Annotated in this window: 23 protein-coding genes and 1 tRNA gene; 8 read left to right on the top strand and 16 right to left on the bottom strand. The window is 73.0% G+C overall.

What is annotated here, in order from left to right:
* Positions 1–199: 199 nt before the first annotated feature.
* Positions 200–1012, top strand: a complete 813-nt coding sequence (locus ACZ4IF_RS07175; RefSeq protein WP_467560349.1) for an SAM-dependent methyltransferase — start codon at positions 200–202, stop codon at positions 1010–1012.
* Positions 1013–1101: 89 nt separating this feature from the next.
* Here the strand turns inward: ACZ4IF_RS07175 and ACZ4IF_RS07180 are convergent, their stop codons facing one another.
* Positions 1102–1671 carry a MarR family winged helix-turn-helix transcriptional regulator gene (locus ACZ4IF_RS07180; RefSeq protein ID WP_467560351.1) on the bottom strand — a complete coding sequence of 190 codons (570 nt, stop codon included), beginning with the start codon at positions 1669–1671 and terminating at the stop codon, positions 1102–1104.
* A 198-nt stretch (positions 1672–1869) separates the two neighbouring features.
* Between ACZ4IF_RS07180 and ACZ4IF_RS07185 the strand changes: the two genes are divergently transcribed.
* Complete coding sequence (locus ACZ4IF_RS07185; RefSeq protein ID WP_467560353.1) at positions 1870–2418, top strand: YceI family protein; 549 nt, start codon at positions 1870–1872, stop codon at positions 2416–2418.
* A gap of 162 nt (positions 2419–2580) precedes the next feature.
* Here ACZ4IF_RS07185 and ACZ4IF_RS07190 read toward each other — a convergent pair.
* Positions 2581–2654, bottom strand: a tRNA-Pro gene (locus ACZ4IF_RS07190).
* A 151-nt stretch (positions 2655–2805) separates the two neighbouring features.
* On the opposite strand from ACZ4IF_RS07190, the gene ACZ4IF_RS07195 reads away from it, so the two are divergent.
* Positions 2806–3507, top strand: coding sequence for a transketolase (locus tag ACZ4IF_RS07195; RefSeq protein ID WP_467560355.1), 702 nt, complete (start codon positions 2806–2808; stop codon positions 3505–3507).
* A gap of 23 nt (positions 3508–3530) precedes the next feature.
* Positions 3531–4442: a transketolase family protein gene (locus ACZ4IF_RS07200; RefSeq protein ID WP_467560357.1), complete on the top strand. Its 912-nt coding sequence runs from the start codon at positions 3531–3533 to the stop codon at positions 4440–4442.
* Positions 4443–4491: 49 nt separating this feature from the next.
* Here ACZ4IF_RS07200 and ACZ4IF_RS07205 read toward each other — a convergent pair whose 3' ends face one another.
* The 14 genes from ACZ4IF_RS07205 to ACZ4IF_RS07270 form a co-directional block, all read right to left on the bottom strand.
* Complete coding sequence (locus ACZ4IF_RS07205; RefSeq protein ID WP_467560359.1) at positions 4492–5907, bottom strand: MFS transporter; 1416 nt, start codon at positions 5905–5907, stop codon at positions 4492–4494.
* Positions 5908–6027: 120 nt separating this feature from the next.
* Entirely contained in the window at positions 6028–6387 is a 360-nt protein-coding gene (locus ACZ4IF_RS07210) for an MmcQ/YjbR family DNA-binding protein (protein WP_467560361.1), read from the bottom strand.
* A 30-nt stretch (positions 6388–6417) separates the two neighbouring features.
* On the bottom strand, positions 6418–6978 hold the full coding sequence (locus ACZ4IF_RS07215; protein WP_467560363.1) for a GNAT family N-acetyltransferase: 561 nt from the start codon (positions 6976–6978) through the stop codon (positions 6418–6420).
* Positions 6975–7535 (bottom strand): helix-turn-helix domain-containing protein, encoded by a 561-nt coding sequence (locus ACZ4IF_RS07220; RefSeq protein ID WP_467560365.1) that lies wholly within the window; start codon positions 7533–7535, stop codon positions 6975–6977. The genes ACZ4IF_RS07215 and ACZ4IF_RS07220 overlap by 4 nt, the downstream gene beginning before the upstream one ends.
* 61 nt (positions 7536–7596) lie before the next feature.
* A complete protein-coding gene (locus tag ACZ4IF_RS07225; protein WP_467560367.1) occupies positions 7597–8502 on the bottom strand; it encodes a LysR family transcriptional regulator in 906 nt (301 codons plus the stop codon).
* Between the two features lie 31 nt (positions 8503–8533).
* The gene (locus ACZ4IF_RS07230; protein WP_095937904.1) at positions 8534–9727 is read right to left on the bottom strand and encodes a glycine C-acetyltransferase; all 1194 of its coding nucleotides are present in this window, start codon (positions 9725–9727) and stop codon (positions 8534–8536) included.
* A gap of 160 nt (positions 9728–9887) precedes the next feature.
* Entirely contained in the window at positions 9888–10916 is a 1029-nt protein-coding gene (gene tdh / locus ACZ4IF_RS07235; RefSeq protein ID WP_467560369.1) for an L-threonine 3-dehydrogenase, read from the bottom strand.
* A gap of 146 nt (positions 10917–11062) precedes the next feature.
* A complete protein-coding gene (locus ACZ4IF_RS07240) occupies positions 11063–12256 on the bottom strand; it encodes a Gfo/Idh/MocA family protein (RefSeq protein ID WP_467560371.1) in 1194 nt (397 codons plus the stop codon).
* A 202-nt stretch (positions 12257–12458) separates the two neighbouring features.
* On the bottom strand, positions 12459–13085 hold the full coding sequence (locus tag ACZ4IF_RS07245; protein WP_467560373.1) for a GAF domain-containing protein: 627 nt from the start codon (positions 13083–13085) through the stop codon (positions 12459–12461).
* 60 nt (positions 13086–13145) lie between these two features.
* Positions 13146–13745, bottom strand: coding sequence for a GTP-binding protein (locus tag ACZ4IF_RS07250; RefSeq protein WP_345656621.1), 600 nt, complete (start codon positions 13743–13745; stop codon positions 13146–13148).
* Positions 13723–14094 carry a DUF742 domain-containing protein gene (locus ACZ4IF_RS07255; RefSeq protein ID WP_028798869.1) on the bottom strand — a complete coding sequence of 124 codons (372 nt, stop codon included), beginning with the start codon at positions 14092–14094 and terminating at the stop codon, positions 13723–13725. The genes ACZ4IF_RS07250 and ACZ4IF_RS07255 overlap by 23 nt, the downstream gene beginning before the upstream one ends.
* 2 nt (positions 14095–14096) lie before the next feature.
* Positions 14097–14531 carry a roadblock/LC7 domain-containing protein gene (locus ACZ4IF_RS07260; RefSeq protein ID WP_467560375.1) on the bottom strand — a complete coding sequence of 145 codons (435 nt, stop codon included), beginning with the start codon at positions 14529–14531 and terminating at the stop codon, positions 14097–14099.
* Between the two features lie 71 nt (positions 14532–14602).
* Positions 14603–17128 carry an ATP-binding protein gene (locus ACZ4IF_RS07265; RefSeq protein ID WP_467560377.1) on the bottom strand — a complete coding sequence of 842 codons (2526 nt, stop codon included), beginning with the start codon at positions 17126–17128 and terminating at the stop codon, positions 14603–14605.
* A gap of 343 nt (positions 17129–17471) precedes the next feature.
* The gene (locus ACZ4IF_RS07270) at positions 17472–18689 is read right to left on the bottom strand and encodes an MBL fold metallo-hydrolase (RefSeq protein WP_467560379.1); all 1218 of its coding nucleotides are present in this window, start codon (positions 18687–18689) and stop codon (positions 17472–17474) included.
* A gap of 428 nt (positions 18690–19117) precedes the next feature.
* Here ACZ4IF_RS07270 and ACZ4IF_RS07275 point away from each other — a divergent pair, with 428 nt between their 5' ends.
* The 4 genes from ACZ4IF_RS07275 to ACZ4IF_RS07290 are packed head-to-tail and all read left to right on the top strand — an operon-like array spanning position 19118 to position 25372.
* A complete protein-coding gene (locus ACZ4IF_RS07275; protein WP_467560381.1) occupies positions 19118–20275 on the top strand; it encodes an acyl-CoA dehydrogenase family protein in 1158 nt (385 codons plus the stop codon).
* Entirely contained in the window at positions 20275–22146 is a 1872-nt protein-coding gene (locus ACZ4IF_RS07280) for a thiamine pyrophosphate-binding protein (RefSeq protein WP_467560383.1), read from the top strand. The genes ACZ4IF_RS07275 and ACZ4IF_RS07280 overlap by 1 nt, the downstream gene beginning before the upstream one ends.
* Entirely contained in the window at positions 22143–23321 is a 1179-nt protein-coding gene (locus tag ACZ4IF_RS07285) for a glutamate dehydrogenase (RefSeq protein ID WP_467560385.1), read from the top strand. Before ACZ4IF_RS07280 ends, ACZ4IF_RS07285 begins: the two co-directional genes overlap by 4 nt.
* Positions 23318–25372, top strand: coding sequence for an acetate--CoA ligase family protein (locus ACZ4IF_RS07290; RefSeq protein WP_467560387.1), 2055 nt, complete (start codon positions 23318–23320; stop codon positions 25370–25372). Before ACZ4IF_RS07285 ends, ACZ4IF_RS07290 begins: the two co-directional genes overlap by 4 nt.
* Positions 25373–25404: the final 32 nt, after the last annotated feature.

The following is a 25404-nucleotide window of genomic DNA, read 5'->3' on the forward strand; positions in this document are numbered from 1 at the left end:
GAAGGGGCGGAAGTAATTAATTAGCACTGCTAGTTTTGCACTATAGACCCGCGCCCGGCCGCCTGGGAAGATCCCGCTCCCCCGGCCCCGGAACATCACCCGGGCCCCTGCCGCCTCGCCGGGATGACACACTGCTCGCACGTACTGCCGAACACCCCCAGGCAGGGCGAACAGGCAGGTCTAGCAAAGGAGTTGCCGCATGACGGGGCCCGAGTCCACCGTGGACCGGATCGACACCAGCAGGCCGCATCCGGCGCGGGTGTACGACTGGTACCTCGGAGGCAAGGACAACTACCCGGTCGACGAGGAGCTCGGCCGGCACATCATGTCGCTCGATCCGGGCGCCGAACGGGCCGCCCGCAGCAACCGCCGGTTCATGCAGCGGGTCACCCGCCATCTCGTCGGCGCGGCGGGGATCCGGCAGTTCCTCGACATCGGCACCGGCATCCCCACGGAGCCCAACCTCCACCAGATCGCGCAGCGCACCGCCGCGGACGCGCGGGTGGTGTACGTCGACAACGACCCGATCGTCCTCGCCCACGCCGGGGCGCTGCTGCGCGGGACCCCGCAGGGCGTGACGGAGTACATCCAGGCCGACATGCGCGAGCCGGAGAAGATACTCGCCGAGGCGCGGCGCGTCCTCGACTTCGACCGGCCCATGGCCCTGTCCCTGATCGCCCTGATGCACTTCATCGCGGACGAGAGCGGCGCGTACGAGCTGGTGCAGACCTTGGTCGAGGCGCTGGCGCCGGGCAGTTGCCTGGCACTGTCGGCGATGACCGCCGACTTCGAGCCCGAGAACGTACGGCGCGGCATCGAGATGTACGCGAAGGGCGGAGTCACCCTCGTGGGCCGCTCGCACGCCGAGGTCGGCCGCTTCTTCAAGGGCCTGGACCTCGTCGAACCGGGCATCGTGTCCGTGAAGGACTGGCATCCCGAGCTCGCGGAGGACGAGACCTCCATCGGCGACGCACCGGTCTCCCTGTACGGCGGGGTCGGCTTCAAGGCCTGACGGGCACCGGTCCGGTCAGCCGCCCGTCGTCGACGGCGGGCGGCTGACGACCGCGCGGCGGGGAGCGGCGGGCGCCGCCGGAACAGCCGTCAGCAGGGCTCCGTCGACTCCTCGCAGGGCGCGTCCACGATGCCCAGCGTGACGAAGGCGCGGGCGAAGGAGGCGAAGCCCTCCTCCCCCAGGGGTTCCACGACACGACGCCGCACCGCGTCGGCGAACACCTTCGCCGCGGTCGTGGCCGTCTCCCGGCCGAGCGGAGTCAGCACGGCATAGGTCACCCTGCGGTCCGAACGGGACGGGCGGCGCTCGACGAGACCGGCGTCGGCCAGCCGGTCGACCACCCCGGTCGTCCCCGCGGTGGAGAAGCCGAGCGTCTGGGACAGCAGCCGCATCGGAGCGGCCCGGTCCGGCGACGCGACCAGGAAGCAGAGCACTTCGAGGGACGAGGGCGGCAGCCCCACCTCGCGCTGAGCCTCGGCGATCAGTTCGTCCGTGAGCTCACGGAACCCCGTCGCCAGGCCGTTCCACCGCTGCAGCAGGTCGGTCTCCTCGGCGCTCGGACACTGCTCCGCCGCGCCGGGACACCCGGCCCGCTCCTTCGGCTGCTGGGACTCCCCCATGCGCTGGCTCCCGTAGTCCGATCCCGAGTCCTCACCCACTTGCCGAGAATACCCCGCCCATCTATTATCTCGCCAGCTACCTAATAGCTGGCGTAGTAGTAGCTGGCGATGTATTCATCATTCAACCGATTGGTACGGGCACCCGACCGCGGCCACCCGGGCCCGGGCCCTCCCGCCCCCTGCATCGGCTCCGGCGCCGCCAGGGCACCGGACCACACACGAAAGGCACGGACGACCATGTCCCACACCACCCCCTCGTCCCGGCCCGGCGCGCTCCCGGACGTCTCGGCGGGTCACTGGACCCTCGACCCGGCAGGCACCACCGTCGGGTTCCAGCACCGCACGTTCTGGGGCCTGTTGAACGTCAAGGGGGTGTTCACCGAGGTCGGCGGGGACGGCGAGGTCCTCGCCGGGGGCGGCGCGCACGGCAGCGTGACCATCGGCGCCGCGTCCCTGGACACCAGGAACGCCAAGCGCGACAAGCACCTGCGTTCCGCGGACTTCTTCGACGTGGAGACGCACCCCTCACTCGTCTTCACCGCCACGGAGGTCACGCCGTCCGACGACGCGACCGTTCACGTCACCGGCGACCTGACCGTGGTGGGCGTGACCCGTGCGCTGTCCTTCACCGCCACGGCCTCCGAGATCTCCACCGACGCGGTCACCCTCACCGCCGAACTCCCGGTGGACCGCGGCGACTTCGGCATGTCCTGGAACCAGGCCGGCATGCTCGGGCCGCTGACCCGCGTCACCATCGCCGCGCGCTTCACCCGCCGCGCCGACTGACCGGAGGCGTCCGCCCGCGCCACGAGTTCGGCCGGGGCCCCCGGCCGGCTCACGCCCTCGCCCCTCGCCCGTCGCCCGTCAGCCGTCGCCGTCGCCGTCGCCGTCGCGGGGAAACGCGAAAAGGGCCCCGCGGGCTCTTGCCCGCGAAGACCCTTCGCACCGTCGGGACGACAGGATTTGAACCTGCGACCCCTTGACCCCCAGTCAAGTGCGCTACCAAGCTGCGCCACGTCCCGGTGCCCGTCTGACCTGGGGTTTCCCCGGGCTGAACGTGCACGGAAACAATACCGCACTCGTGCCTGTGGTCGCGCACCCGTTTATGCGGGTCCACGCCCGGGACGAGTGCGGGTTGACCTGAAGTTTGGTTGAGGTTGCACGATCGTCGGCATGACGATCACAGCGACGCAGCGGTACGCGTACACGGACCTGCCCCGTCTGATGGGGCTGATGACCGGCGACGAGAAGCACGGACCCGCGGCGACGTCGACCATGGACGCCCTGTGGGTGCTGTACGACCGGGTGCTGCGGGTCGCGCCCGACCGCGTGGACGATCCGGAGCGGGACCGGTTCCTGCTCTCCAAGGGACACGGACCCATGGCGTACTACGCCGTGCTCGCGGCCAAGGGGTTCGTGCCCGAGTCGTGGCTGCCCGGGTTCGGCTCCTACGCGTCGCCGCTGGGCCACCACCCCGACCGTGTCCTCGTACCGGGCGCCGAGATCGGCAGCGGGTCCCTCGGGCACGGACTGCCGATCGGCGTCGGAACGGCTCTGGGGCTGCGCGCGCAGGGACTGGACGAGCCCCGTGTATGGGTGCTGATCGGCGACGCGGAACTGGACGAGGGAAGCAATCACGAGGCGATCGCCTTCGCCGGTCCGGCCGGTCTGGAACGGCTCCACACCGTGGTCGTCGACAACTCCTCCGCCAGTCACGCCCGCCCCGGCGGCATCGCGGCCCGGTTCGAGGCGGCCGGCTGGTCCGCCGCGACGGTGGACGGCCGCGACCACGAAGCCCTGTACGCCGCCTTCACGGCCCCCCATCCCGGACGTCCGCGCGTGGTCGTCGCCCAGGTCGAACCGAAGTCGGCCTGAGCCGACGGAAGGACACACATCCCATGGACACCATGCGTGACCGTTTCGCCCCTGTCGTCTCGCGGCTGCTCGACGAGGACCCCCGTGTCGCGGTCGTGCTGGCCGAGATCGGCAAGGACGGCTTCGCGGAGGCCCGGAGCAGGCATCCCGACCGGGTCGTCAACGTGGGCATCCGCGAGCAGTTGCTGATCGGCACGGGCGCGGGCCTCGCGCTGAGCGGGCTGCGTCCCGTCCTGCACACCTTCGCCAGCTTCCTCGTGGAACGGCCCTTCGAGCAGGTCAAACTGGACCTCGGGCACCAGGACGCGGGTGCGGTGCTCGTCAGTGCCGCCGCGTCCTTCGACTGGCCGGCGGGCGGCTTCACCCACATGTCGCCCGGCGACGTGGCCCTCCTCGACACACTGGACGGCTGGACGGTGCACGTCCCGGGGCATCCCGACGAGGCCGAGACGCTGCTGCGCCACGCGGTGGCGGCCGGGGACGACAAGGTGTACGTCCGCCTGTCCGTGCAGTCGAACGCGCAGGGGCTGCCCGTCGACGGGGCGCGCTTCCGCACCGTACGCGAGGGGCACGCGGGCGTGGTCGTCGCGGTCGGTCCGATGCTCGACGCCGCGCTGGCCGCCACGGAGGGGCTCGACGTGACCTTGCTGTACGCGACCACCGTCCGGCCCTTCGACGCGGCGGCGCTGCGGCGGGCCACGGAGACCGCCGGCACCGATGTGGTTCTCGTCGAGCCGTATCTGGCGGGCACGTCCACGAAGGAGGCGGCCGACGCGCTCGCCGACGTGCCGCACCGGGTCCTGGGCCTCGGCGTGGGCCGTCGCGAGCTGCGCCGGTACGGGACGGTCGAGGAGCATGTCGCCGCCCACGGTCTGGACCCGGCGTCCCTGCGGGAGCGGATCGGCGCCTTCCTGGGAGCCCGGGTCCACGGATGACCGGGCGCCCGGCGGCCCGGGTCGACGGGTGAGCCGCGCGCCGGGCGGTTCACACGGCCGGGCGGTCCTCCCGCCGGGCGGCCGCGGCGGACACGGGTTCCGTCGCGGCGGGCGGGCGGGGCAACGGCGGGGGGCCGTCGACACGGACCAGGTTGCGGATCGCGGGCACCGCCAGCAGGGCGGTCGAGACGACGAGGGTCATGACGCCGGCGATGAGCAGCACGTGGTCGGCGCCGAGCGCCGCGGCGGCCGGTCCGGCCAGCGCCTGACCGACGGGCATCATGGCCAACGAGCCCGCGACGTCGTACGCGTGGATGCGGTTGAGGACGTCGGGCGCCACCTGTGTCTGCACGCTCGTCGCCCACATCACGCCCCACAGCGACATGCCCGCGCCGGCCACGACCGCGCCGGCCGACATGGCCGCCACGCCGAGTCCCCATCCGACGGTCGCCGGGAAGAAGGCGAAGGCGAAGAGGGCGAAGGCTCCGGCCCGCAGCATGCGGCGGGGGCGCAACCGCAGCGCGATCAGTCCGCCGATGACGGTGCCGGCGCCGAGGGCCGAGTTGACCAGGCCGTAGGCGCGCGGGCCGTGCTCCTGCACCACCTCGGTGGCCACCAGGGGGACGGTCGGCCCCCAGATGGAGATCATGTAGACGCACCAGATGACGATGACGCCCCAGAGCCAGGTGCGGGATCTGAACTCCCGCCAGCCCTCGGCGAGATCGGCCCTGAAGCTGCCGCTGTGGGACCGGCTTCCGGGGGCGGCCGGGGGCAGCCGGAGCAGGAGCAGGCACAGGGCACTGAGCGCGTAGGTCGCCGCGTGGGCGGCGAAGACCCCGCCGGCGGAGGAGAACGCGACCAGCAGGCCCGCCAGCGCGGGGCCGGCGAGCTGCGCGGCGGACTCGGCGATCCGTATGGCGCCGTTGGCCCCCTGGACGTCGGTGGCGAGGCGCGGCACCGTACTGGCGACGCCGGGCTGGAACACCGCGCCGGCCACGCCGTTGACCGCGCCGATCACACAGATCTGCCAGAGCACCACGTAGCCGGCGAAGAACAGCGCGGCGGCGAGGGACTGGGTGACCAGCCGCACCAGATCGGCGCCGATCATGAGCTTGCGCGTGCTGAACCGGTCGGCGATGACCCCGCCGAAGATCACCAGGCCGGCGAACGAGGCTGCCGACGCGGCCATGGCCAGGCCGACCGCGCCGACCCCGTATCCGTACCGCAGCAGCCCGGCGGCCAGCGCCACCGGGAGCATGGTGTCGCCGAGCCGGGCGAGGGCGCGTGCGACGAAGAAGAGGGCGAAGTCCCGCGACCAGACGGGCGATGGCGCGCCCGCGGGGGCGATGGCGCGACGCCTCCGTTCTCCGGGTCGTGCCTCGCCCCCGCGGTCCGACGGTGCGTCCCGTCCTTCGTCGCCCGGTGCGTCGCCCTGTGATGTCCCGCCCGATGACGTCCCGGCCATCCCGTTCGTTCCCCTCCCCTGACTGCCCATACCCCACCCGTCCCCCGCGGAACCGGGCGCCGTGCGCTCGGCTCACGCTTCCGGATCATGCCACGGGGCAGGGACGTCGCCGGAGCCGTTTCAGTCGGCGGACGGGAGGCCCAGCTCCGGGTGGGCGTCGATCAGCCGGGGCGGTGCCGCCTGGCGCCAGGAGTCGGCGAGGATGTCACGCAGTTCGTCGTCGTCCTCCAGGGCGGCGAGGCGGACCCGCACCCAGGCGAAGCCCGCCTCGTGGTCGGCGATCCAGAACTTGCCGGGCTCGGCCAGGACGAGTTCGTCGCGCTCCTCCTTCGGGCAGCGCACCGCGATGGAGGTCTCGTCCTCCGGGAGCGTGGCGAACATCTTGCCCGCGACCCTGAACGTGGGCATGCTCCACGCGGTCTTCTCCGTCGTGTCGGGCAGGGAGAGGGCGACACGGCGTACGTCTTCGGCTTCCGGCATGGGACGCACCGTAGCCAAAGGCACTGACAATCACGCCTGGATACGAGGTCGAAGGGCCGGTGCGGGTGCCGCCGCCGCCACCTGCTTGTAGTAGATCGTCGTCCCGCGCAGCTCTCCGGACGGGGCCGCCGCGTAGTCGGGGATCGCGCCGATCCGGGTCCAGCCCGCGGAGCGGTAGAGGAACTCGGCGGGACTGTCGGTCTCCGTGTCCAGGTGCAGGAGGGTGACCCCGGCACGGGCGGCGGCGTCCTCGGCGGCGGTCAGGAGCGTGCGGCCGACGCCCTGTCCCCGGCCGTCGCGGTGGACCATCAGCTTCACGAGTTCGGCGCGGTGGCGGCTGTTGGGCTTGTCCGGGAAGGCGAGCCCGACGGTGCCGAGCAGCCGGCCGGCGTCGCGGGCCACCCATACGGCGAGCCGGCCCGCCGACACCGCGGCGGCGCGCTCCTCCCACCAGGCGACGGCTGTCGCCCGGTCCAGCGGCGCGAGGAAGCCGACGGAGGCTCCCCCGAGCACGGTGTCGGTGAGGAGGTCGGCCAGCTCTCCCGCGCAGGCGAGGACTTCGGAGGCGTCCAGGCGGGCGACGGCGGTCACGGCAGCACCACCACCAGGGCGTATCGCACGGCCTCGGGGCCGGGGCAGCGAAAGCGTGTCGGCCCCCACACCCGCAGCCGGAGGCAGTCCCCGGCGCCGAGCCGCTGAACGACGTCCTGAGAGGTCACCTCGAGGGTTCCGTCGAGGACCCAGATGTGCTGCTCCAGGCCGGGTACGGGGGGCCTGTCGTAGTCGATGGCCGCACCCGCCGCGAGCCGTCCCTCGACGAGTTCGCCGCGCAGCCCGGCGTGCGGCGGCGACACCGACCGTCGTACGAAGCCCGAGGACGTGTCCTCCCAGATCGCCTGGTCGGCCGCCCGTACCAGGAGGGCGGGTTCCGGCTCGATCTCGCTGAGCAGCTGCGACATGGTGCGTCCGTAGACCGCGCACAGGCGGTTGAGCTGCGACGCGGTGGGGCTGATCTCGGCGCGTTCGGTGCGGGACAGAGTGGACCGGCTCACTCCGCTGCGCTCCGCCAGCTCGCCCAGGGACCAGCCGCGCTCGGCCCTCAGCTCGGCCAGCCGGGCACCGAGCCGGACATCGACCTCGTCGCCCATGGCGCCTCCCTCTCGCGTCCCTCGTTCGGGATGCTATCCCATATCCGGGACGGCGGCTTTCTCACTCCGCGGTCGCGGCCTCGGTGAGCGCGTCCAGGACCGGCCGGATCAGCGGATGCCCCTCCGCCCCGCGGCGTACGGCCGCGAAGACACGGCGGGTGGGCGCGACGCCGTCGACAGGGCGCACGACCACGCCCGTGAGGTCCATGCCGCGCAGCGCCGAGCGAGGCACGAGTGCGACACCCGCGTCGGCCGAGGCCAGCGCGACGACGGCACGGAAGTCGTCGGAGGAGTGTTCGAGACGGGGCTGGAAACCGGCGTTCTCGCAGGCCAGGACGACGACGTCATGACAGGGGTTGCCCGGGTAGGGGCCGATCCACGGGTCCTTGGCCAGCTCGGCGAGCGGCACCTCGTCGGCGTCGGCGAAGCGGTGGGCGACCGGGACGACCGCGTCGAAGGGCTCCGCGTAGAGCGGGACGTGGGTCAGGCGGGGGTCGTCGGCGTCGGGGGCGCCCCGGTACTCGACGGCGACCGCGATGTCGATCTGCCGGTCGAGCACCATCGGCAGGCTGGCGTCGCCCTCGGCGTCCTGCACCCGGACATGGATCCCGGGGGCCGTGCCGGACAGGCGCGCCAGTGCGGGCGCCACCACCAGGCCTATGCCGGTCGCGAAGGACGCGATGGTCACCGTGCCCGCCGAACCCGCGCCGTACGCGGCCAACTCGGCCTCCGCGCGCTCCAGTTGGGCCAGCACCGCGTTGGTGTGGCCGAGCAGGATCTCACCGGCCGGCGTCAGCCTCACGCCCTTCGCGCCGCGCTCGACGAGGCGGTGGCCCGTCTCCTGCTCCAGCGCGGTCAGCTGCTGCGAGACCGCCGAGGGCGTGAGGTAGAGCGCGGCGGCAGCCGCCGTGACCGTGCGGTGGTCGGCCACCGCACGGAGGATGTGGAGCCGCCGCGCTTCGATCATGCGACCGATTCTCTCAGGTCGCGGGGGTTCCTCAGCCGTCGAGTTCCGCGCGGGCCGCCACGAAGGCGTCCACCGCGCGGTTCACGTCCTCGGTCGAGTGCGCGGCCGACAGCTGCACCCGGATGCGGGCCTGGCCCTGCGGAACGACCGGGTACGAGAAGCCGATCACGTAGACACCCCGCTCCAGCAGGAGCTCCGCCATGCGCCCGGCGACGGCCGCGTCCCCGATCATGACGGGGGCGATCGCGTGGTCGCCGGGAAGGACGTCGAAGCCCTCCTCGGTCATCCGGGAACGGAACAGCGCGGTGTTCTCGGCGAGCCTGATCCGCAGGTCGTCGGCGGACTCCAGCAGGTCGAGCACCTTGAGCGAGGCCGCCGCGATCACCGGGGCGAGCGTGTTCGAGAAGAGGTACGGGCGCGAACGCTGGCGCAGCAGCGCGACGATCTCGGCGCGGGCGGCCACGTAACCGCCGGAGGCGCCGCCGAGCGCCTTGCCGAGGGTGCCCGTGATGATGTCGACGCGGTCCATGACGCCGTGCAGCTCGGGCGTGCCGCGTCCGCCGGGGCCGACGAAGCCGACGGCGTGCGAGTCGTCGACCATGACCATGGCGTCGTAGCGGTCGGCGAGGTCGCAGATCTCCTGCAGCGGCGCGACATAGCCGTCCATCGAGAACACGCCGTCGGTGACGATCAGCCGGCGGCGGGCGTCCGAGGCCGCCTTGAGCTGGGCCTCCAGGTCGGCCATGTCACGGTTCGCGTACCGGAAGCGGCGTGCCTTGGACAGCCGGATGCCGTCGATGATCGAGGCGTGGTTGAGGGCGTCGGAGATGACCGCGTCCTCGGCACCGAGCAGGGTCTCGAAGACGCCGCCGTTGGCGTCGAAGCAGGAGGAGTAGAGGATCGTGTCCTCCTGGCCGAGGAACGCGGACAGCCGCGCCTCCAGCTCCTTGTGCACCTCCTGCGTGCCGCAGATGAACCGCACGGAGGCCATGCCGTAGCCCCAGCGGTCGAGCGCCTCGTGGGCGGCCGCGACGACGTCGGGGTGGTCGGCGAGGCCGAGGTAGTTGTTGGCGCAGAAGTTGAGGACCTCGCCGGGGCGGCCGCCCGCGGTGACGTTCACCGTCGCGGACTGCGGGCTGCCGATGACCCGCTCGGGCTTGTGCAGGCCCGCGGCGCGGATCTCGTCGAGGGTGGCGCGGAGATCGTCGCGTACGGAGTCGAACATAAGGGGCTCCATCAAGTGCAGGGGGCGCAGGTGCAGGGGGCGAGCGGGCCGGAGGGGCGCACCTGTGTCGGGAGGGCGAGCGCGCGGAGGCCCGAAGGGCCGGGCACGGCCGGGCTCCCGGCACAGGCTCGCGCGCCCCGGAGGCGAACCGAGCCGGAGATCAAGCGGTCCAGTCGAGGATGACCTTGCCGCCGCGGCCGCTCGCCGCGTCGGCGAAGGCCGCCTCGTAGTCGCGGAAGCCGTAGCGGCCGGTGATCACGGGGGCGAGGTCGAGTCCGCCTTCGAGGAGGACCGACATGGCGTACCAGGTCTCGAACATCTCGCGGCCGTAGATGCCCTTGATCGTGATCATGGAGGTGACGATCCGGGACCAGTCGACCGGGAACTCCTGGGACGGCAGGCCGAGCATGGCGATCCGGCCGCCGTGCGTCATGTTGGCGATCATGTCGCGCATCGCCTCGGGGCGGCCGGACATCTCCAGGCCGATGTCGAAGCCCTCGCGCAGACCCAGTTCGCGCTGACCGTCGGCGATCGTCGCCTCCGAGACGTCGAGGGCCAGGCTCACACCGATCTTGCGGGCGAGTTCCAGGCGCTCCTCGCTGACGTCGGTGATCACGACGTTGCGGGCTCCCGCGTGGCGGGCCACGGCGGCGGCCATCAGACCGATCGGGCCGGCGCCGGTGATCAGGACGTCCTCGCCGACCAGCGGGAAGGACAGCGCCGTGTGCACGGCGTTGCCGAAGGGGTCGAAGATCGCGGCGACGTCGAGGTCGACGGGGACGCGGTGCACCCAGACGTTGGACGCGGGCAGGACGACGTACTCGGCGAACGCCCCGTCGCGGCCGACGCCGAGGCCGACCGTGGCCCGGCAGAGGTGACGGCGTCCGGCCAGACAGTTGCGGCACTTGCCGCAGACCAGGTGGCCCTCGCCGCTGACCCGGTCGCCGACCTTGATGTCGGCGACGTCACGACCGGTCTCGACAACCTCGCCGACGAACTCGTGGCCGAGCACCAGGGGCGTGCTGATGGCCTGCTGCGCCCAGCCGTCCCAGTTGCGGATGTGCAGGTCGGTGCCGCAGATACCGGTCCTGATGACCTTGATCAGTACGTCTCCGGGGCCGGCCTGCGGCTCCGGGACGTCCGTGAGCCAGAGTCCGGGCTCCGCCTTCTCCTTGACCAGCGCCTTCACGCGACGGCTCCTGTGGGTGAGATTCCCGGGGCAGGGCACGCCGAAGGAGCCCGGTCCGGGGAGAGGGGTGAATTCCCCGAGAAATCTGCCGTACGCAGGTGCTCCGGGTCCATCGAGGTTTTCTTAAGCGCGGCCCCAGCTTTCCTTCACGCCTCCGCGCGGACCTGTCCCCGCTCGAAGTAGGCGACCAGTTCCGGGTCGAGCGGGGGCACGTCGAGCGGGGTGCCGCCGTCCCGCAGCGACTGCGTGGCACGAAATCCCGCCGCCACCGCCATGCGCGCGGCGACCGGGGAGGTGTCGGTACGCCCTCCGTCGCGGACGAAGCGCAGGAACTCGTCGATCAGCAGGGGGTCCGCGCCACCGTGCTCGGCGTCCTCGTCCACCGCGGGCACGGGGTACTCGGCGTCGGCCCGGTCCCGCTGTCCGGAGCGCATGCTGTTCCAGACCTTCACCACGGCGCCTGGGCCGTCCCCGAAGTTCTCCAGACGCCCGGCGTCGCCGATGACGGTGTAGTTGCGCCAGTAGTCGGGGGTGAAGTGGCACTGCTGGTAGGCCGCCAGCACGCCGTTGTCGAGACGCATGTTGACCAGCGACACGTCCTCGACGTCGATGACCGGGTTCAGGGAGCGCTGGGTGTGCGCGGGCCAGTGACCGTCCTTCGTGTACCAGTCGTCGGTCTTGGGCTCCCCCGGCGCCCGGCGGTGCGGGTTGTCGCCGTACACCATGAGGTCGCCGAGCGCCTGCACCCGTTCGGTGAAACCGTCGGCCAGCCAGTGCAGCACGTCGATGTCGTGGGCGCCCTTCTGCAGCAACAGGCCCGTGGTGCACCGCCGTTCGGCGTGCCAGTCCTTGAAGTACCAGTCCCCTCCGTAGCCGACGAAGTGGCGCACCCACACGGTCTTGACCGTGCCGATCTCGCCGCGCACGACGATGTCGCGCATCAGACGGATCACCGGCATGTGGCGCATGTTGTGACCGACGTACAGGCGGGTGCCCGTCTCGAAGGCGGTGCGCAGGATCAGGTCGCAGCGCTCGATCGTGATGTCCAGGCGCTTCTCGACCAGGACGGGCTTTCCGGCACGCAGCGCCCGGCAGGCGATGTCGGCGTGGGTGTGGTCCGGGGTGAGGACGAGCACGGCGTCGACGTCGGGGTCGTCGACGACCTTGTGGTGGTCGTCGACGGTACGGACGCCGGGGACGCGGTCGGCCGCGCGGTCCCGCAGTGCCGGATCGTGCTCGGCGACGACGGTCACGCGTGAGCCCCGGCCGGGGCGGTGGGCGACGCGTGCGAGGGAGCCGCGCAGTCCGAAGCCGAGGGCACCGAGACGCAGATCGGTCATGGCGTGCCTTTCCGTGCGGTGTCGAGGAGGTCCGGGCGCAAGCGTTCCTCGGCGGGGGCACGCTCAACCTCCCACGGAGCGCCGGGATTCGACCGCTGCGGGCCCCGAGGCGCCGGGATTCGACCGCTTCCGGGCGGCGCGTCACCCGCGTCCTTCGTGGGCCGTGTCCCCGACCGCCTCCGCGCCGCGACGCCGAGCACCGTCACAGGGTCCGCCCGTCCTCCCGCCGTCCGATCTGCTCGACGAGTTCCGCGGCCATCGCCTTGATGGTCTCCAGGCCCGCCTTCCCCCACGGGCGCGGCTCGACGTCGACGGCGCAGATCGTGCCGAGGGCGATGCCGGTGCGGTCGATGAGCGGGGCTCCGAGGTAGGAGCGGACGCCGATCTCGTCGACGACCGCGTTGCCGGCGAACCGCGGGTAGTCGCAGACGTCCTCCAGGACGAGCGCCTTGCGGCGGACCACCACGTGGGGGCAGTAGCCGAAGTCGCGGCCCCGGTAGCGCCCGGCGGCGGGGTCCGTGCCGGGCTCGGCGGCGCCCGTGGTCGTCGCGACGCCGTCCCCGGTGTCCGGCACGGTCGGCGCGACGCCCGTCACGTTGCCGTCCGGGGTGTGCAGTCCGGCGAAGAACTGCCGCTGTTCGTCGATGAAGTTGACCATGGCGTACGGCACCGCGGCGACGTCCGCGAGGCGGTCGGCGAAGGCGTCGAAGGCGGGTTCCGCGTACGTGCCCAGCCCCAGCAGACGCAGCCGCCGCACCCGGGCCGGTGCGTCCTTGTCCTCCGGCGTCAGCAGCAGACGACCGGCCGGACGCGGCGGGTCGTAGCTCATCTGCGTGCTCCGTGGCTCGGGAATGGCGTCATGCGTGGGCTCCGTGACGTGGCGGGTGCGTCATGTGTGGGCCCCGTGGCTCGGGGCGTGGGAGGGGGCGTGGGCGAGCAGATGCCGGACCAGGGTGAGCAGGGTCTGTACGCCCGAACTGGAGATCCGGGCGTCGCAGCGCACCACGGGGATCTCGGGGTCGAGGTCGATGGCCGCGCGCACCTCCTCGGGGTCGTAGCGGTAGGAACCGTCGAACTCGTTGACCGCGACGATGAATCCGAGACCACGCTGCTCGAAGAAGTCGACGGCCGCGAAGGAGTCCTCCAGACGGCGGGTGTCGGCGAGGATCACCGCGCCGAGCGCGCCTTCGGAGAGCTCGTCCCACATGAACCAGAACCGCTCCTGCCCGGGGGTGCCGAACAGGTAGAGCGTGTGTTCCGGGTCGAGGGTGATGCGCCCGAAGTCCATCGCGACGGTCGTCTCGACCTTGTTCTCGATGCCGTCGAGATTGTCGGTCGCGGCACTGACCGTGGTGAGCAGCTCCTCCGTGCTGAGCGGTGCGATCTCGCTCACCGCTCCGACGAAGGTCGTCTTGCCGACCCCGAACCCTCCCGCCACCAAGATCTTCAGCGCGGTGGGGAACGGGTCAGAGCTGTCGTCGTAGTCCATCGAGCACTGCCTCCAGAAGAGACCGGTCAGTGGGGTTGTGGTGGAACTCCGGGGGCTTCGTGGTGAGCGCCCCGCAGTCGACGAGGTCGGACAGCAGCACCTTGGTGACCACCGCCGGAAGCCGTAGGTGGGCGGCGATCTCCGCGACCGAGACGGGTGCCCGGCACCGTTCCAGTGCCTGGGTGTGCTCGGGGCCGAGGTAACCGAGGGGGGTCGCCCCGGTGGCCATCACCTGGGACAAAAGGTCGAGCGCGGTCGTCGGCCGGGTCCGGCCGTTGCTGACCGTGTAAGGACGCACCAGGCGTCCGGCCGCGTCGTCGAGCCAAGGCCCGTCCCCGGCCGCGGCCACGCTCAAGGCCTCATCGCCGGGGGTTCGACGGAGTGCTGCCGGGGCGCGGTCATCAGGTAGGGGCGGACGCTCTTGACCAGCATCGCCATCTCGTAGCCGAGCACCGCCGCGTCGGCCTCGCGTCCGGCGAGCACGGCGAGACAGGTGCCGGAGCCCGCGGTGGAGACGAACAGCAGGGTCGAGTCGAGTTCCACGACGACCTGTCGTACGTCGCCGCCGTCCCCGAAGCGGACACCCGCGCTGCGGCCGAGGGAGTAGAGGCCGGAGGCGAGCGCCGCCATGTGGTCGGCGCTGTCCGGGTCGAGACCGTGGACCGACTTCACGAGTCCGTCGCAGGACAGCAGTACGGCGCTCATGGTGTGGGGCACGCGCTGTACGAGTCCGCTCATCAGCCAGTCGAGGTCGGACACGAGGCCGGTCGGCGCATCGCTCGCCATGGTGGATCGACTCCTTGGGGTACGAAGGCCTGCGGGAGCGCAGGAGGTGGGGGTGGTGGTGAGGGGGCTGGTCATCCGGCCGGAGCGCTCCCGTCGTGCCGGGGAGCGAGGTCGGATCCGGGCATCGGCAGGGTGTGCCGTGTCCCCTGTGTCTCGTGCGGTTCCGGCGCGTACGTCGAGTGTCGTGTCCCGTACGGTGCCGGCCCGTGCGCGGTGGGCGCTTCGGCCATGTGTGCCGTGGCCGGCTCCTCCGCGAGCCCGCTGCGGATGCTCGTGGACTCCGCATGACCGGTGTGCGCGGACTCCGCATGACCGGTGCCCGCGTTTCCGTGGTGCGGGTGGCCGGCGCCGGTGCTCCGGAGGTCCGCCCGGCCGACGCCCGTGCTCCGGAGGTCCGCATGGCCGACGCCCGTGTTCCCGAGCTGCGGGTGGCCGGCGCCGGTGTTCCCGAGATCCGTGGAACCGGCCTCCCGGACCCAGCGGCCCACGTTCCCGACGTTCGCGTGTTCCGCGCCCGGGTTCACGGGAACCGCGGGGTGGTCGCCGCCGTCCCCACGACCCTCGCTGCCGAGGCCCCTGTGGTGGGCGTCCGCGCTGCCGCGGTCCGCACGACCGGGACCCGCGCTGCCGAGGCCGGCGTAGCGGTCGCCGCCGTTCCCGGGAACCTCGCTGCCGAGACCCGCGTACCGGTCGCCGCCACTCCCGGGAACCCCGCTGCCGAGACCCGTGCCGCCGAGGCCTGCGTGGTGGTCGCCGCCGTTCCCGGGACCCGCGGCGCCCGCTGCGTGGGGCGTCGGCAGGTCCGTGGCGACCAGGTCCAGGTGCGGCCGGTCCGCGGGTGGTTCCTCCCCGCGTGCCCCCTCGGCCTGCGCGGCCTCCGCGAGCCCGATGCCCCGCTGGAAGGCGGCCATCAGCCCCGGGTCGTGGCCGGCGACGAACTCGGGATCCTGGCGCGGGGCCGGCCCGTCACGCAGTTGGGGCGCGATGTGCTCCTGGGCCCGCCGCCTGGGCAGTTGGGGTTTGCCCATGGTGCCGCGCACGGTCCCGACGCGTGGCGTGGGCGGCGCGGTGACGTTCTCCGCGACGGCGCGCCGGTCCTCCGGGCGGATGCCGGGCACGGCGTCCGCCGGGTTGGGCCGCGCCGCCCGGGTCCCGCGTACGGGAAGCGGTGCGGGGGCACCTCCGGGCCGGGCCTGCGGGACGCGCGGAGGCGGGTGCTCCCGCTGTGCCTGCCGGGGCACGGGCGCCCCCACCCGGGCACCCGCGGGTGCGGGCTGCGCGGCCGGACCCGCCGGTGCGGGATGCGGGTTCGGGTCCGTCTGCGCGGGGCGCGGTCCCCTTCCCGTGGCGTCGAGCCGTCCCTGCGGCAGCGCCGCCGGCTCGCCCGGGGCGCCGCCGAGCAGCTCCTGCGGGACGACGAGCACGGCCTGGACGCCGCCGTAGATGTTGCTCTGGAGGCGGACGTGGATGCCGTGCCGCCGGGCCAGTTGCGAGACGACGTACAGGCCGATCCGGCCGTCCTGGAGCAGGCTGGCGACGTTGACCTGGTCGGGGTCGGTGAGGAGCGCGTTCATCTTGTTCTGCTCGTCCACGGGCATGCCGAGGCCGCGGTCCTCCACCTCGACGGCGAGGCCGGAGGTGACGAGGTCGGCGCGCAGCAGCACTTGGGTGTGCGGGGCCGAGAACACCGTGGCGTTCTCGACGAGTTCGGCCAGCAGATGGATGACGTCGGCGACCGCGTGCCCGCGCAGGGTGCCGTCGATCGGGGGCACCAGTTTGACCCGGGAGTACTGCTCGACCTCGGCGATCGCGGACCGCAGCACCTCGGTCATGGAGACCGGGTTGCTCCACTGGCGGCGTGAGACGGCGCCGCCCAGCACGGCGAGGTTCTCGGCGTGGCGGCGGATGCGGGTGGCCAGGTGGTCGACGTGGAAGAGGCCTTTGAGCAGGTCGGGGTCCTCGATCTCGTTCTCCAGCTCGTCGAGGATCGAGATCTCCCGGTGCACGAGCGACTGGAGGCGCCGGGCCAGGTTGACGAAGACCTCGACCTTCTGTTCGCTGCCCGTCCGGCTGGAGAGCTGGGCGGCCTGCACGACCGCGGCGACGGCACCGTCGTGGGCACGGGAGAGGTCGGCGGCGAGCAGATCGAAGTCGTCGGCGTGCGCGGGGGGTTGACGACGCGTCTTGCGCGCGGGCGGGCTCTCGCCCCGGCGCAGTCCTTCGACGAGGGCGCGCAGTTCGTTCTCGGTGCGGGCGCTGCTGCGCCGCAGTGCGCCGACGCGGTCCCGTACGGACCTGGCGGCGCGGCCGGCCGCGACGGCGGCGATCAGGATGCCGGCCAGGGCGACACCGCCGGCCCCGGCGAGGACGGCCCACAGGACGAGGCCGGGCCGGGTTCCGGTGGAGCGCACGATGAACAGGACGGCCGCGCACGCGCTCAGGGCCACGGCGGTCGGCGGCAGCACCGCGAGGCGCAGCAGCTGGGGCCGCAGATGCGTCTCGGGCTGCGACGGGGCGGTGTGGGCGACCGGCCGTCCGTGCCGCCCGCCGCCCTCACGACGGTCTGCGCGTGCGGCCGGTGCGCGAAGGTGAGACATCGGCGTCCTCGTACTGGTACGTCGGGGCATGGGGCTCCCGCGGGTCCGCGACTCGGGCGTGCGCCATCGCGGTGTCGGTCGGGAGAGCCGAAAAAATCGGCCCCGCGTCGCCCGACGGCAACTGACAGTAGTCGCCAAGCCATCATGTGCGGTGGGCAGTTGACAAAGTCCCCCGGCCGACGTCCCGCTCTGGTATGAGGCGTCGTACGACCGACCGATAACCCCCTCGGACACGCGTTCCCCTGGCGCCTCGATTCGATCGAAGCTGGTCAGAAGCGGTCGCAAACAAACGGCGAGGGCCGGGGAGCGATGCGCTCCCCGGCCCTCGCCGTCGATACGAATGTCAGCCCGCGGGCACCGTCTCCGGCTCTCCGGTGCCCTCCGCCGCACCCTCGCCGACGTCACCCGGCGTATCGGTGCGCTCGTCCCCGGCGGCGGGCCAGCCACCGGCCGGTGCGGCGGCCACGCCCCGCCACCAGGGCTCGGCCGGAACCGTCTCGGCCGTCGGCTCGAAGGGCTCGCCGGGGCGGGGCAGCGCGGCGCGCGCGCCCATCGCGCGCGCGGCGGCGATCGTCCCCTCACCCGGCTCCGCCCACGGGTGCGGGGCCAGGTTGAACGTGGCCCAGTGGATCGGCAGCATCACACCGGTGGGCTGCCCGCCCTGGAGGTCCAGATGGGCCCGCATGCCCTCCTCGGGCGTCATGTGGATGTCGGGCCAGAACTCGCTGTACGCGCCGATCTGGATCATGGTGGCGTCGAACGGGCCGTGCTCGGCGCCGATGTCCTTGAAGCCGTCGAAGTACCCCGTGTCGCCGCTGTGGTAGATCCGGTGCGCGTCGCCCTCGACGACCCAGGAGGCCCAGAGGGTGTGCTGCGTGTTGCGCAGGCCACGCCCGCAGAAGTGACGCGCCGGAGTGGCGGTCAGGGTGATGCCGCCGACCTTCGTCGACTCCTGCCAGTCCAGCTCGCGCAGCCGGTCGGGCGAGACGCCCCAGTGCTCGAGATGCGCTCCGACGCCGAGCGGCACCGCGAACAGGGTGTCCGTGCCGGCCAGGGCCTTGATGGTGGGCAGGTCGAGGTGGTCGTAATGGTCGTGGGAGATGACGACCACGTCGACCGGGCCGAGCGCGGCCAGCGGCAGCGGCACCGGGTGCAGCCGCTTGGGTCCGGCGAAGGCGAAGGGGGAGCAGCGCTCGCCCCAGACGGGGTCGAAGAGCACGCGGTGCCCGTCGATCTCGGCGAGCACGCTGGAATGCCCCATCCAGGTGAGCCGCAGCCCGCTCGGCGCGGGCCGCGCGAGGTCGGCGAGCGTCGTCGCGTGCACCGGTACCGTCCCGGTCGGGGTGCGGTGGACGCGCTCCTCCGAGCGGAAGTAGACCTTCGCGAACTCCAGCATCGAGCCGTCGGGGCGGGTCCGGGCACGCTCCGGATTCTGGAAGACACCGTCCGCGAAGTTCGGGGACCGGCGAATGCGCTCCAGACGCTCACCACCCGGATCCGCGCCGAAGGCGGCGGGCCGCAAGGTGCGGAGCCCGGAGCTCAACGTACGGAAACCGGTCACGGATACCTCCAGATGGAGTCGGTCAGGCTTTTCATTATGGTCGTCGCCTCTGACAGCGCCGGGTCGCCTCTGTCACAGCGGGATGTCCACCGGCCTCGTTCTGCATCCCTCAACCCCACCGCGCACGCACTTCTTCCGCGCGAGGGAACCGTACTCGACCACGGGCCGACGAAGTCGCCCCCGGGGCACCGCACCGCGTACATCGTGAAGTCACCGGGCCCGCTCCCTCCGCACCGCCCGCCGCCCGGGGGTGCGAGGACGTCTTTTACTGATCCATCGTTCAGTACGTTGACACGGCGAGAGATCACTTCCGATACTGACTGATGATTCAGTAATCGTCCGCCGGGCCCCAGGGATCCCCGGTCCTTCGGCCCTCCGGTCCTCCGATCACCCCCGGCCCCGTCGCCCCGTCCGCACCTGGAGGCACCATGTCCGACCTCCCCACCGAGCTGGTCCCGCTCAGCGCGCAGCAGCGCGACATCGTGGAACTGACGCGTTCCTTCGCGCGGGACGAGATCCGTCCGCGGGCCCGCGCGGTCGACGAGGCCGACGTCGAGACGCCGTGGGACCTGTGGCGCAAGGCCGCCGAGGTCGGGATCACCGGCTTCATGCTGCCCGAGGAGTTCGGCGGTGGCGGCTTCACCGACGTGTTCACCCAGGTCCTGGTGCAGGAGGAGCTGTGCGTCGGTGACCTGGGCATCGGCAATCTGCTGTGCTCGAACGGCTTCTTCGCCGATCCGGTCGTGGAACTCGGCACCGAGGAACAGCAGCGGGAGTGGCTGACGCCGCTCACGGGCCCCGGCACCCCCATGACCGCGCTGGCGACCACGGAGCCGGGAGCGGGCTCCGACGCGGCCTCCATCGTCACCACGGCGCACCGCACCGGCACCGGGTACCGCCTCAACGGCCAGAAGGCGTGGATCTCGAACGCCGGCGAGGCGGAGCAGTACGTCGTCTTCGCCAAGACCGACCCCGCGCGGCGCGCCGACGGGGTCACCGCGTTCCTGCTCCGCAAGGACACCGAGGGCGTCTCCTTCGGGGAGCCCATGCGCAAGATGGGGCAGCGCGCCATCGTCTGCCGCGAGATGTTCCTGGACGACGCGCACGTCCCGGCCGAGCACCGGCTCGGCGGGGAGGGCGAGGGTTTCCGCGGGCTGATGCGCACCTTCGACATCTCCCGCACGGTCCTCGGCGCGGCGGCGACCGGGGTGGCGCGGGCGGCGTACGAGTACGCGCGCGACTACGCCCGCACGCGTCGGCAGTTCGGCAGGCCGATCATCGAGCATCAGGCGGTCGCCTTCCGGCTGGCCGACATGCGCACACGCGTGGAGCAGGCCCGGCTGATGACCTGGCGGGCCGCCAAGCGCCTCGACGCCGGCCTGGACGCGACCGCGGAGGCGGCGATGGCCAAGCTGACGGCGTCCGAGACCGCCGCCTGGTGCACCTGGGCCGCCGTCCAGACGCTCGGCGGCTGGGGCTACTCACGGGAGTACCCGGTCGAGCAGTGGATGCGCGACGCCAAGCTGGAGGAGATCGAGGAGGGGACCTCGGACATCATGCGGCTCGTCGTCTCGCGGAGCCTGTGATGACCGGACCCCTCAGCGACGGCGTGGCCGCCGTCGGCGGCGCCGGCGGCGCAGCGCCCGTCCCCGGGGACGAAACATCCGTCCCCGTCCCCGTCCCCGGGAGCGAAACACCCGTCCGCCTCCCCGGGGGCGAGGCACCCGTGCGCCTCACCGGCGGCGAGGCGCTCGTCCGGGCCCTGTCCGCGCACACCGTGACCCACGTCTTCGGCATCCCCGGGACGCACAACCTGGAGATCTACCGCCACCTGTCCGCGTACGGCATCCGGCACACCCTGCCGCGCCACGAGCAGGGCGCCGGGTACGCGGCCGACGGGTACGCGCGCGTGACGGGGCGAGCCGGCGTGGTGATCACGACGACCGGGCCCGCGCTGCTGAACGCGGCGGCAGCCGTGGGGCAGGCCTACTCCGACAGCGTGCCGCTGCTGGTCGTGTCGCCGGGCATGCCCCTGCGCCACCCCCGGCTCGCGACCGGTCTGCTGCACGAGATGCGCAGCCAGACCGAGGCGATGCGCGGGGTGGCGGCGTTCAGCCACCGGGTCTCCTCGGTGGCGGAGATCGACGCGGCCGTGGCACGGGCCTTCACGCTCTTCACCGCGCGGCGGCCCCGCCCCGTGCACATCGAGGTGCCGCTGGACCTGCTGGAGACCGCCGAGGAGGCCGGGCCGGTACGCCTCGCCCCGGCCGTCGCGCCCGCCGCGCCCGGCGCGGGAGCCGTACGCGAGGCCGCCGAGGTGCTGGCCTCGGCACGCCGTCCGGCGCTCGTCCTCGGCGGCGGGGCACGCGGCGCGTCCGCGTCGGTTCTCGCACTCGCCGAGCGGCTCGGCGCGCCCGTCGTCACGACGGCCAACGGCAAGGGGATCGTCCCCGAGCACCACCCGCTGTCCCTCGGCGTCTCGTTGCACAGCCCGTCCGTCCAGCGGTGGCTCGCGGCGTGTGACGTGGTGCTGGCGGTGGGGACCGAGCTCGCCGAGTCCGACCTGTGGTCCCCGCCCCCGGCCCTCGGCGGCACGCTGATCCGCGTCGACGTGGACCCGGACCAGATGTACGCCGGTGCGGCCGCCGACGTGGAGATCGTCGGGGACGCACAGGTCTGCCTGCGCGCGCTGCTGCCCGAGGTGACGGCGCTGCTCCCCGCCTCTCGCGGGCACGCGCGCGTGCCCCTCGGCGGAGAACCGGGGTGCGCCCCTGCCCCCGAAGGGGACACCCGCCGGCCGGCGGACGGCGTGCCCGCCCTGGTTCCGGACGCCCCGGAGCGAGGCGCAGCGGTCCCCGACGACACGGAGCCCGCCCGCGCGGCGCGGCTCCTGCGGGCGGCCCGCGACGCCGAGACCTCCGCACGCGACGCCCGGTGGCTGCCGTATCTGCGGGCGGTCCGTGCCGTCCTCGCCGACGACGCGGTCATCACCTCGGACAGCGCCCAGTGCTGCTACTACGGAGCCCTCCCCCACCTCCCGCTTGGCCCCGAGGGCCGCTATCTTCACCCGACCGGCTTCGGCACGCTCGGCTACGCGCTGCCCGCGGCGATCGGCGCCAAGGTGGCGTGCCCGGATCGCCAGGTGGTGGCGCTCAGCGGCGACGGCGGCCTCCAGTTCACGGTGCAGGAACTGGCGACCGCGGCGCAGCTCGGGCTTCCCCTGCCGGTGCTGGTGTTCGACAACGGCGGCTACGGAGAGATCCGCGACGAGATGGCCGCGCGGGGTGACACCCCCACCGCGGTGGATCTCGCGCCGGTCGACCTGCCCGCCCTGGCCCGCTCCTACGGAGGGCAGGGCACGCGCGTGCGTGACCCGCGGGAGCTGACGACCGCCCTCACCGAGGCACTGCGCACCCCCGGCCCCACCCTGATCACCATCCCCGAGGAGACCCCATGACCGCCCCCCTGATGTCACTCACCTGGACGGACCACGTCACCGGCCGCCAGGGTTTCCTCGTGGTCGACCGGCTGGTGCGCGGCGTCTCCAGCGGCGGTCTCCGCATGCGCCCGGGATGCACGCTGGACGAGGTTGCCGGGCTCGCCCGCGGCATGACCATGAAGGAAGCGCTGCACTACAACCCCGAGGGGCGCTACGTCCCGCTGGGCGGCGCGAAGGGCGGCATCGACTGCGACCCCCAGGACCCGGCGGCGTACGGCATCCTGGTGCGCTACCTGCGCGCCATGCGCCCGTACATCGAGCGCTTCTGGACCACCGGTGAGGACCTCGGCCTCACCCAGGACCTGGTCGACCGTGCCGTCGAGGAGGCGGGGCTGGTCTCCTCCATCCAGGCCGTGTATCCGCTGCTCGACGACGAGGCCACGGCCCGGCGACGGCTCGCGGACGCCTTCGCGGTCGAGGTCGACGGCATCGGGCTCGACGAGTTGGTGGGCGGCTGCGGTGTCGCGGAATCGGTGCTCGCGGCGCTGGACCGCGCGGGGGTGCCGTACGCGGGCACGCGGGTGGCCGTGCAGGGGCTCGGCACCATGGGCGGCGCCACGGCGCGCTTCCTGTCGCGCGCGGGGCTGCGCGTGGTGGCCGTCGCCGACGTCAAGGGCACGATCGCCAACCCCGAGGGCCTCGACGTGGAGGCGCTCCTCGCGGCCAGGGACGTGTACGGGACGGTCGACCGCTCGGCGCTGCGGCCCGTCGACCGTGAACTGCCGGGCGACGCCTGGCTGTCCGCCGACGCGGAGGTCCTGGTGCCCGCGGCCGTCTCGTACGCGATCGACGGCGCGAACCAGCGGCGGATCACCGCGCGCTGGATCGTCGAAGCGGCCAACATGCCCGTGCTGCCGGAGGCGGAGGAGTCGCTCGCCGCGCGCGGGGTCACCGTCCTCCCGGACGTCGTCGTCAACTCCGGTACGAACGCCTGGTGGTGGTGGACGCTGTTCGGTGACATCGGCGCCGACGCGGACGAGGCGTTCACGTACACAAGGCGTTCCATGCGCGCCCTGATCGACCAGATGCTGGCCCGCGCCGAGGCCGACGGGACGACGCCGCGGGCCGCCGCGCACGCCATCGTCACCGATCGGCTGCCGGTGATCGCCGAGCGCTTCGGGTGGTACGGATGACGGCCGAGGCGCCGTTGGCCGCCCTCTTCGACCCGGCCTCGGTCGCCGTGGTCGGCGCGTCCGGCAACCCCGAGAAGTGGGGTTACTGGCTGGCGAAGGGGGCCCTGTCGGGCCGTGGCCGCCGGTCGGTCCACCTGGTGAACCGACGCGGCGGCAGCCTGGACGGAGTGCCGTTCAGGCCCGCTCTGACCGGCCTGGCCGACGCACCGGAACATGTCGTCGTGGCGGTGCCCGCAGCGTCGGTACGGGCCGTCGTCGCGGAGGGACTCGCCGTCGGCACCCGCTGCTTCACCGTCATCAGCGCGGGCGGCGGCAGCTCCGAGGAGCGGGCGCTCGCCGAGCTGGTGACCGGTGGCGGGGCCCGACTGCTGGGCCCCAACTGCATGGGACTTGTCGACGCGAGCACGCAACTTCGGCTCAGCTGGGGCGAGTTCCCGGTGGGCGCCGTCGGTCTGGTGTCACAGAGCGGGAACCTCGCCCTGGAGATCGGCCGTCTCCTCGCACGCGCGGGGCAGGGCTTCTCCCGCTTCGTCTCGCTGGGCAACCAGCGCGACATCGACGTGGCGGACGCGCTGGAGGCCCTGGTCGCCCATGACCCGACGCGCGTCATCGCCGCGTATGTCGAGGACTTCCGCGACGGGCGCCGCCTCGCCCGCGTCCTCGCGGCCGCGCATGACGCCGGCAAGCCGGTGCTCCTGCTGACGGTCGGCCGGAGCGCGGCCTCGGCGAGCGCCGCCGCCTCCCACACCGGCGCGCTGGTGAGCCCGTACGCCACGGTCGCCGCGGTGTGCCGGGACGCGGGCGCCCTGCTGCTGGACTCGGCGGGCGAACTGGTCGACACGGCGGTGTGTCTCCTGTCGGGGGCCGCTCCCCGATCCGGCACGCACGCGTACCGGGTCGCCGTCGTGGGCGACAGCGGCGGTCAGGGCGCTCTCGCCGCCGACGCGTGCGCCGTACGCGGCCTCGACGTGCCCCGTCTGTCCGCGCGCACGGCGCACGAGGTGTCGGCGGCGCTGCCGCCCGGGGCCGGCCGTCTCAACCCCGTCGACCTCGCGGGCGCCGGCGAGGCCGATCTCGGTACCTACGCGCGCGTGGCCCGTGCCCTGCTCCACGGCGGAGACGCCGACGCGGTCGTCCTCACCGGGTACTTCGGGGACTACGCGAGCGCCAACCCGGCCCAGGCCGGGCGGGAGTGCGAGGTCGCGGGTGAACTGGCCGACGCCGCCGACGCGTCGGGCCGTGCCCTGCTCGTGCACACCATGGCCCGGGACACGCCCGCGCTGGCCGTGCTGCGCGGGCGTGGGGTGCCCGTGTACGAACGCATCGAGCAGGCGGCGACGGCACTCGCCGGAGTCGCCCGTCTGAGGACGAAGTGGGCAGCCCCGGAGGCGCTTCAGGATCCGCCCCCTGCCGCGCCCACGGTGGCCGACGGCTCCTACGAGACCGTCCGCGCGCTCCTGTCCTCGCACGGACTCCGCTTCCCGGCGACCCGTTTCGTCACCTCCGCCGACGAGGCGGTCGCCGCGGCACGCGACATCGGGTTCCCGGTGGTGCTCAAGGCGATGGGCCCGGCCCACAAGACCGAGGCGGGCGGAGTGGCCCTCGGCCTCGCCGACGCGGACAGCCTGCGTGGAGCGTTGTGGCGGATGCGGACCGCGACCGGTGCCGGCCGATATTCCGTCGAGGCCATGGTGGCGCCCGAGCACGCCCATGAGCTGATCGTGGGGGTGCGCCGGGACCCGGCCTTCGGTCCGGTGGCGATGGTGGGCGTCGGAGGCGTCACGGCGGAGCTGCTGGCCGACACGGCGCTCGCGCCGGCCCCGCTGACGGCCGCACGCGCGCGTGCCCTGCTCGCCGAGCTGCGGCACGCACCCCTGCTGACCGGCTGGCGCGGTGCGCCGGCCGTGTCCCTCCGGGCCGTCGCGGACGCCGTGTGCGCGGTGGCCCGAGCCGCCGCCGAGCATCCCGAGCTCGCGGAGCTGGAGGTCAACCCACTGCTGGCACACCCGGGCGGGGCGATCGCCCTGGACGCCCACGGAGTCCTGGCCTAGCCAGGGGGTGTCGTTCGGATCAGGCCGGGTCC

The sequence above is a fragment of the Streptomyces sp. NPDC025784 genome, from assembly GCF_055558435.1.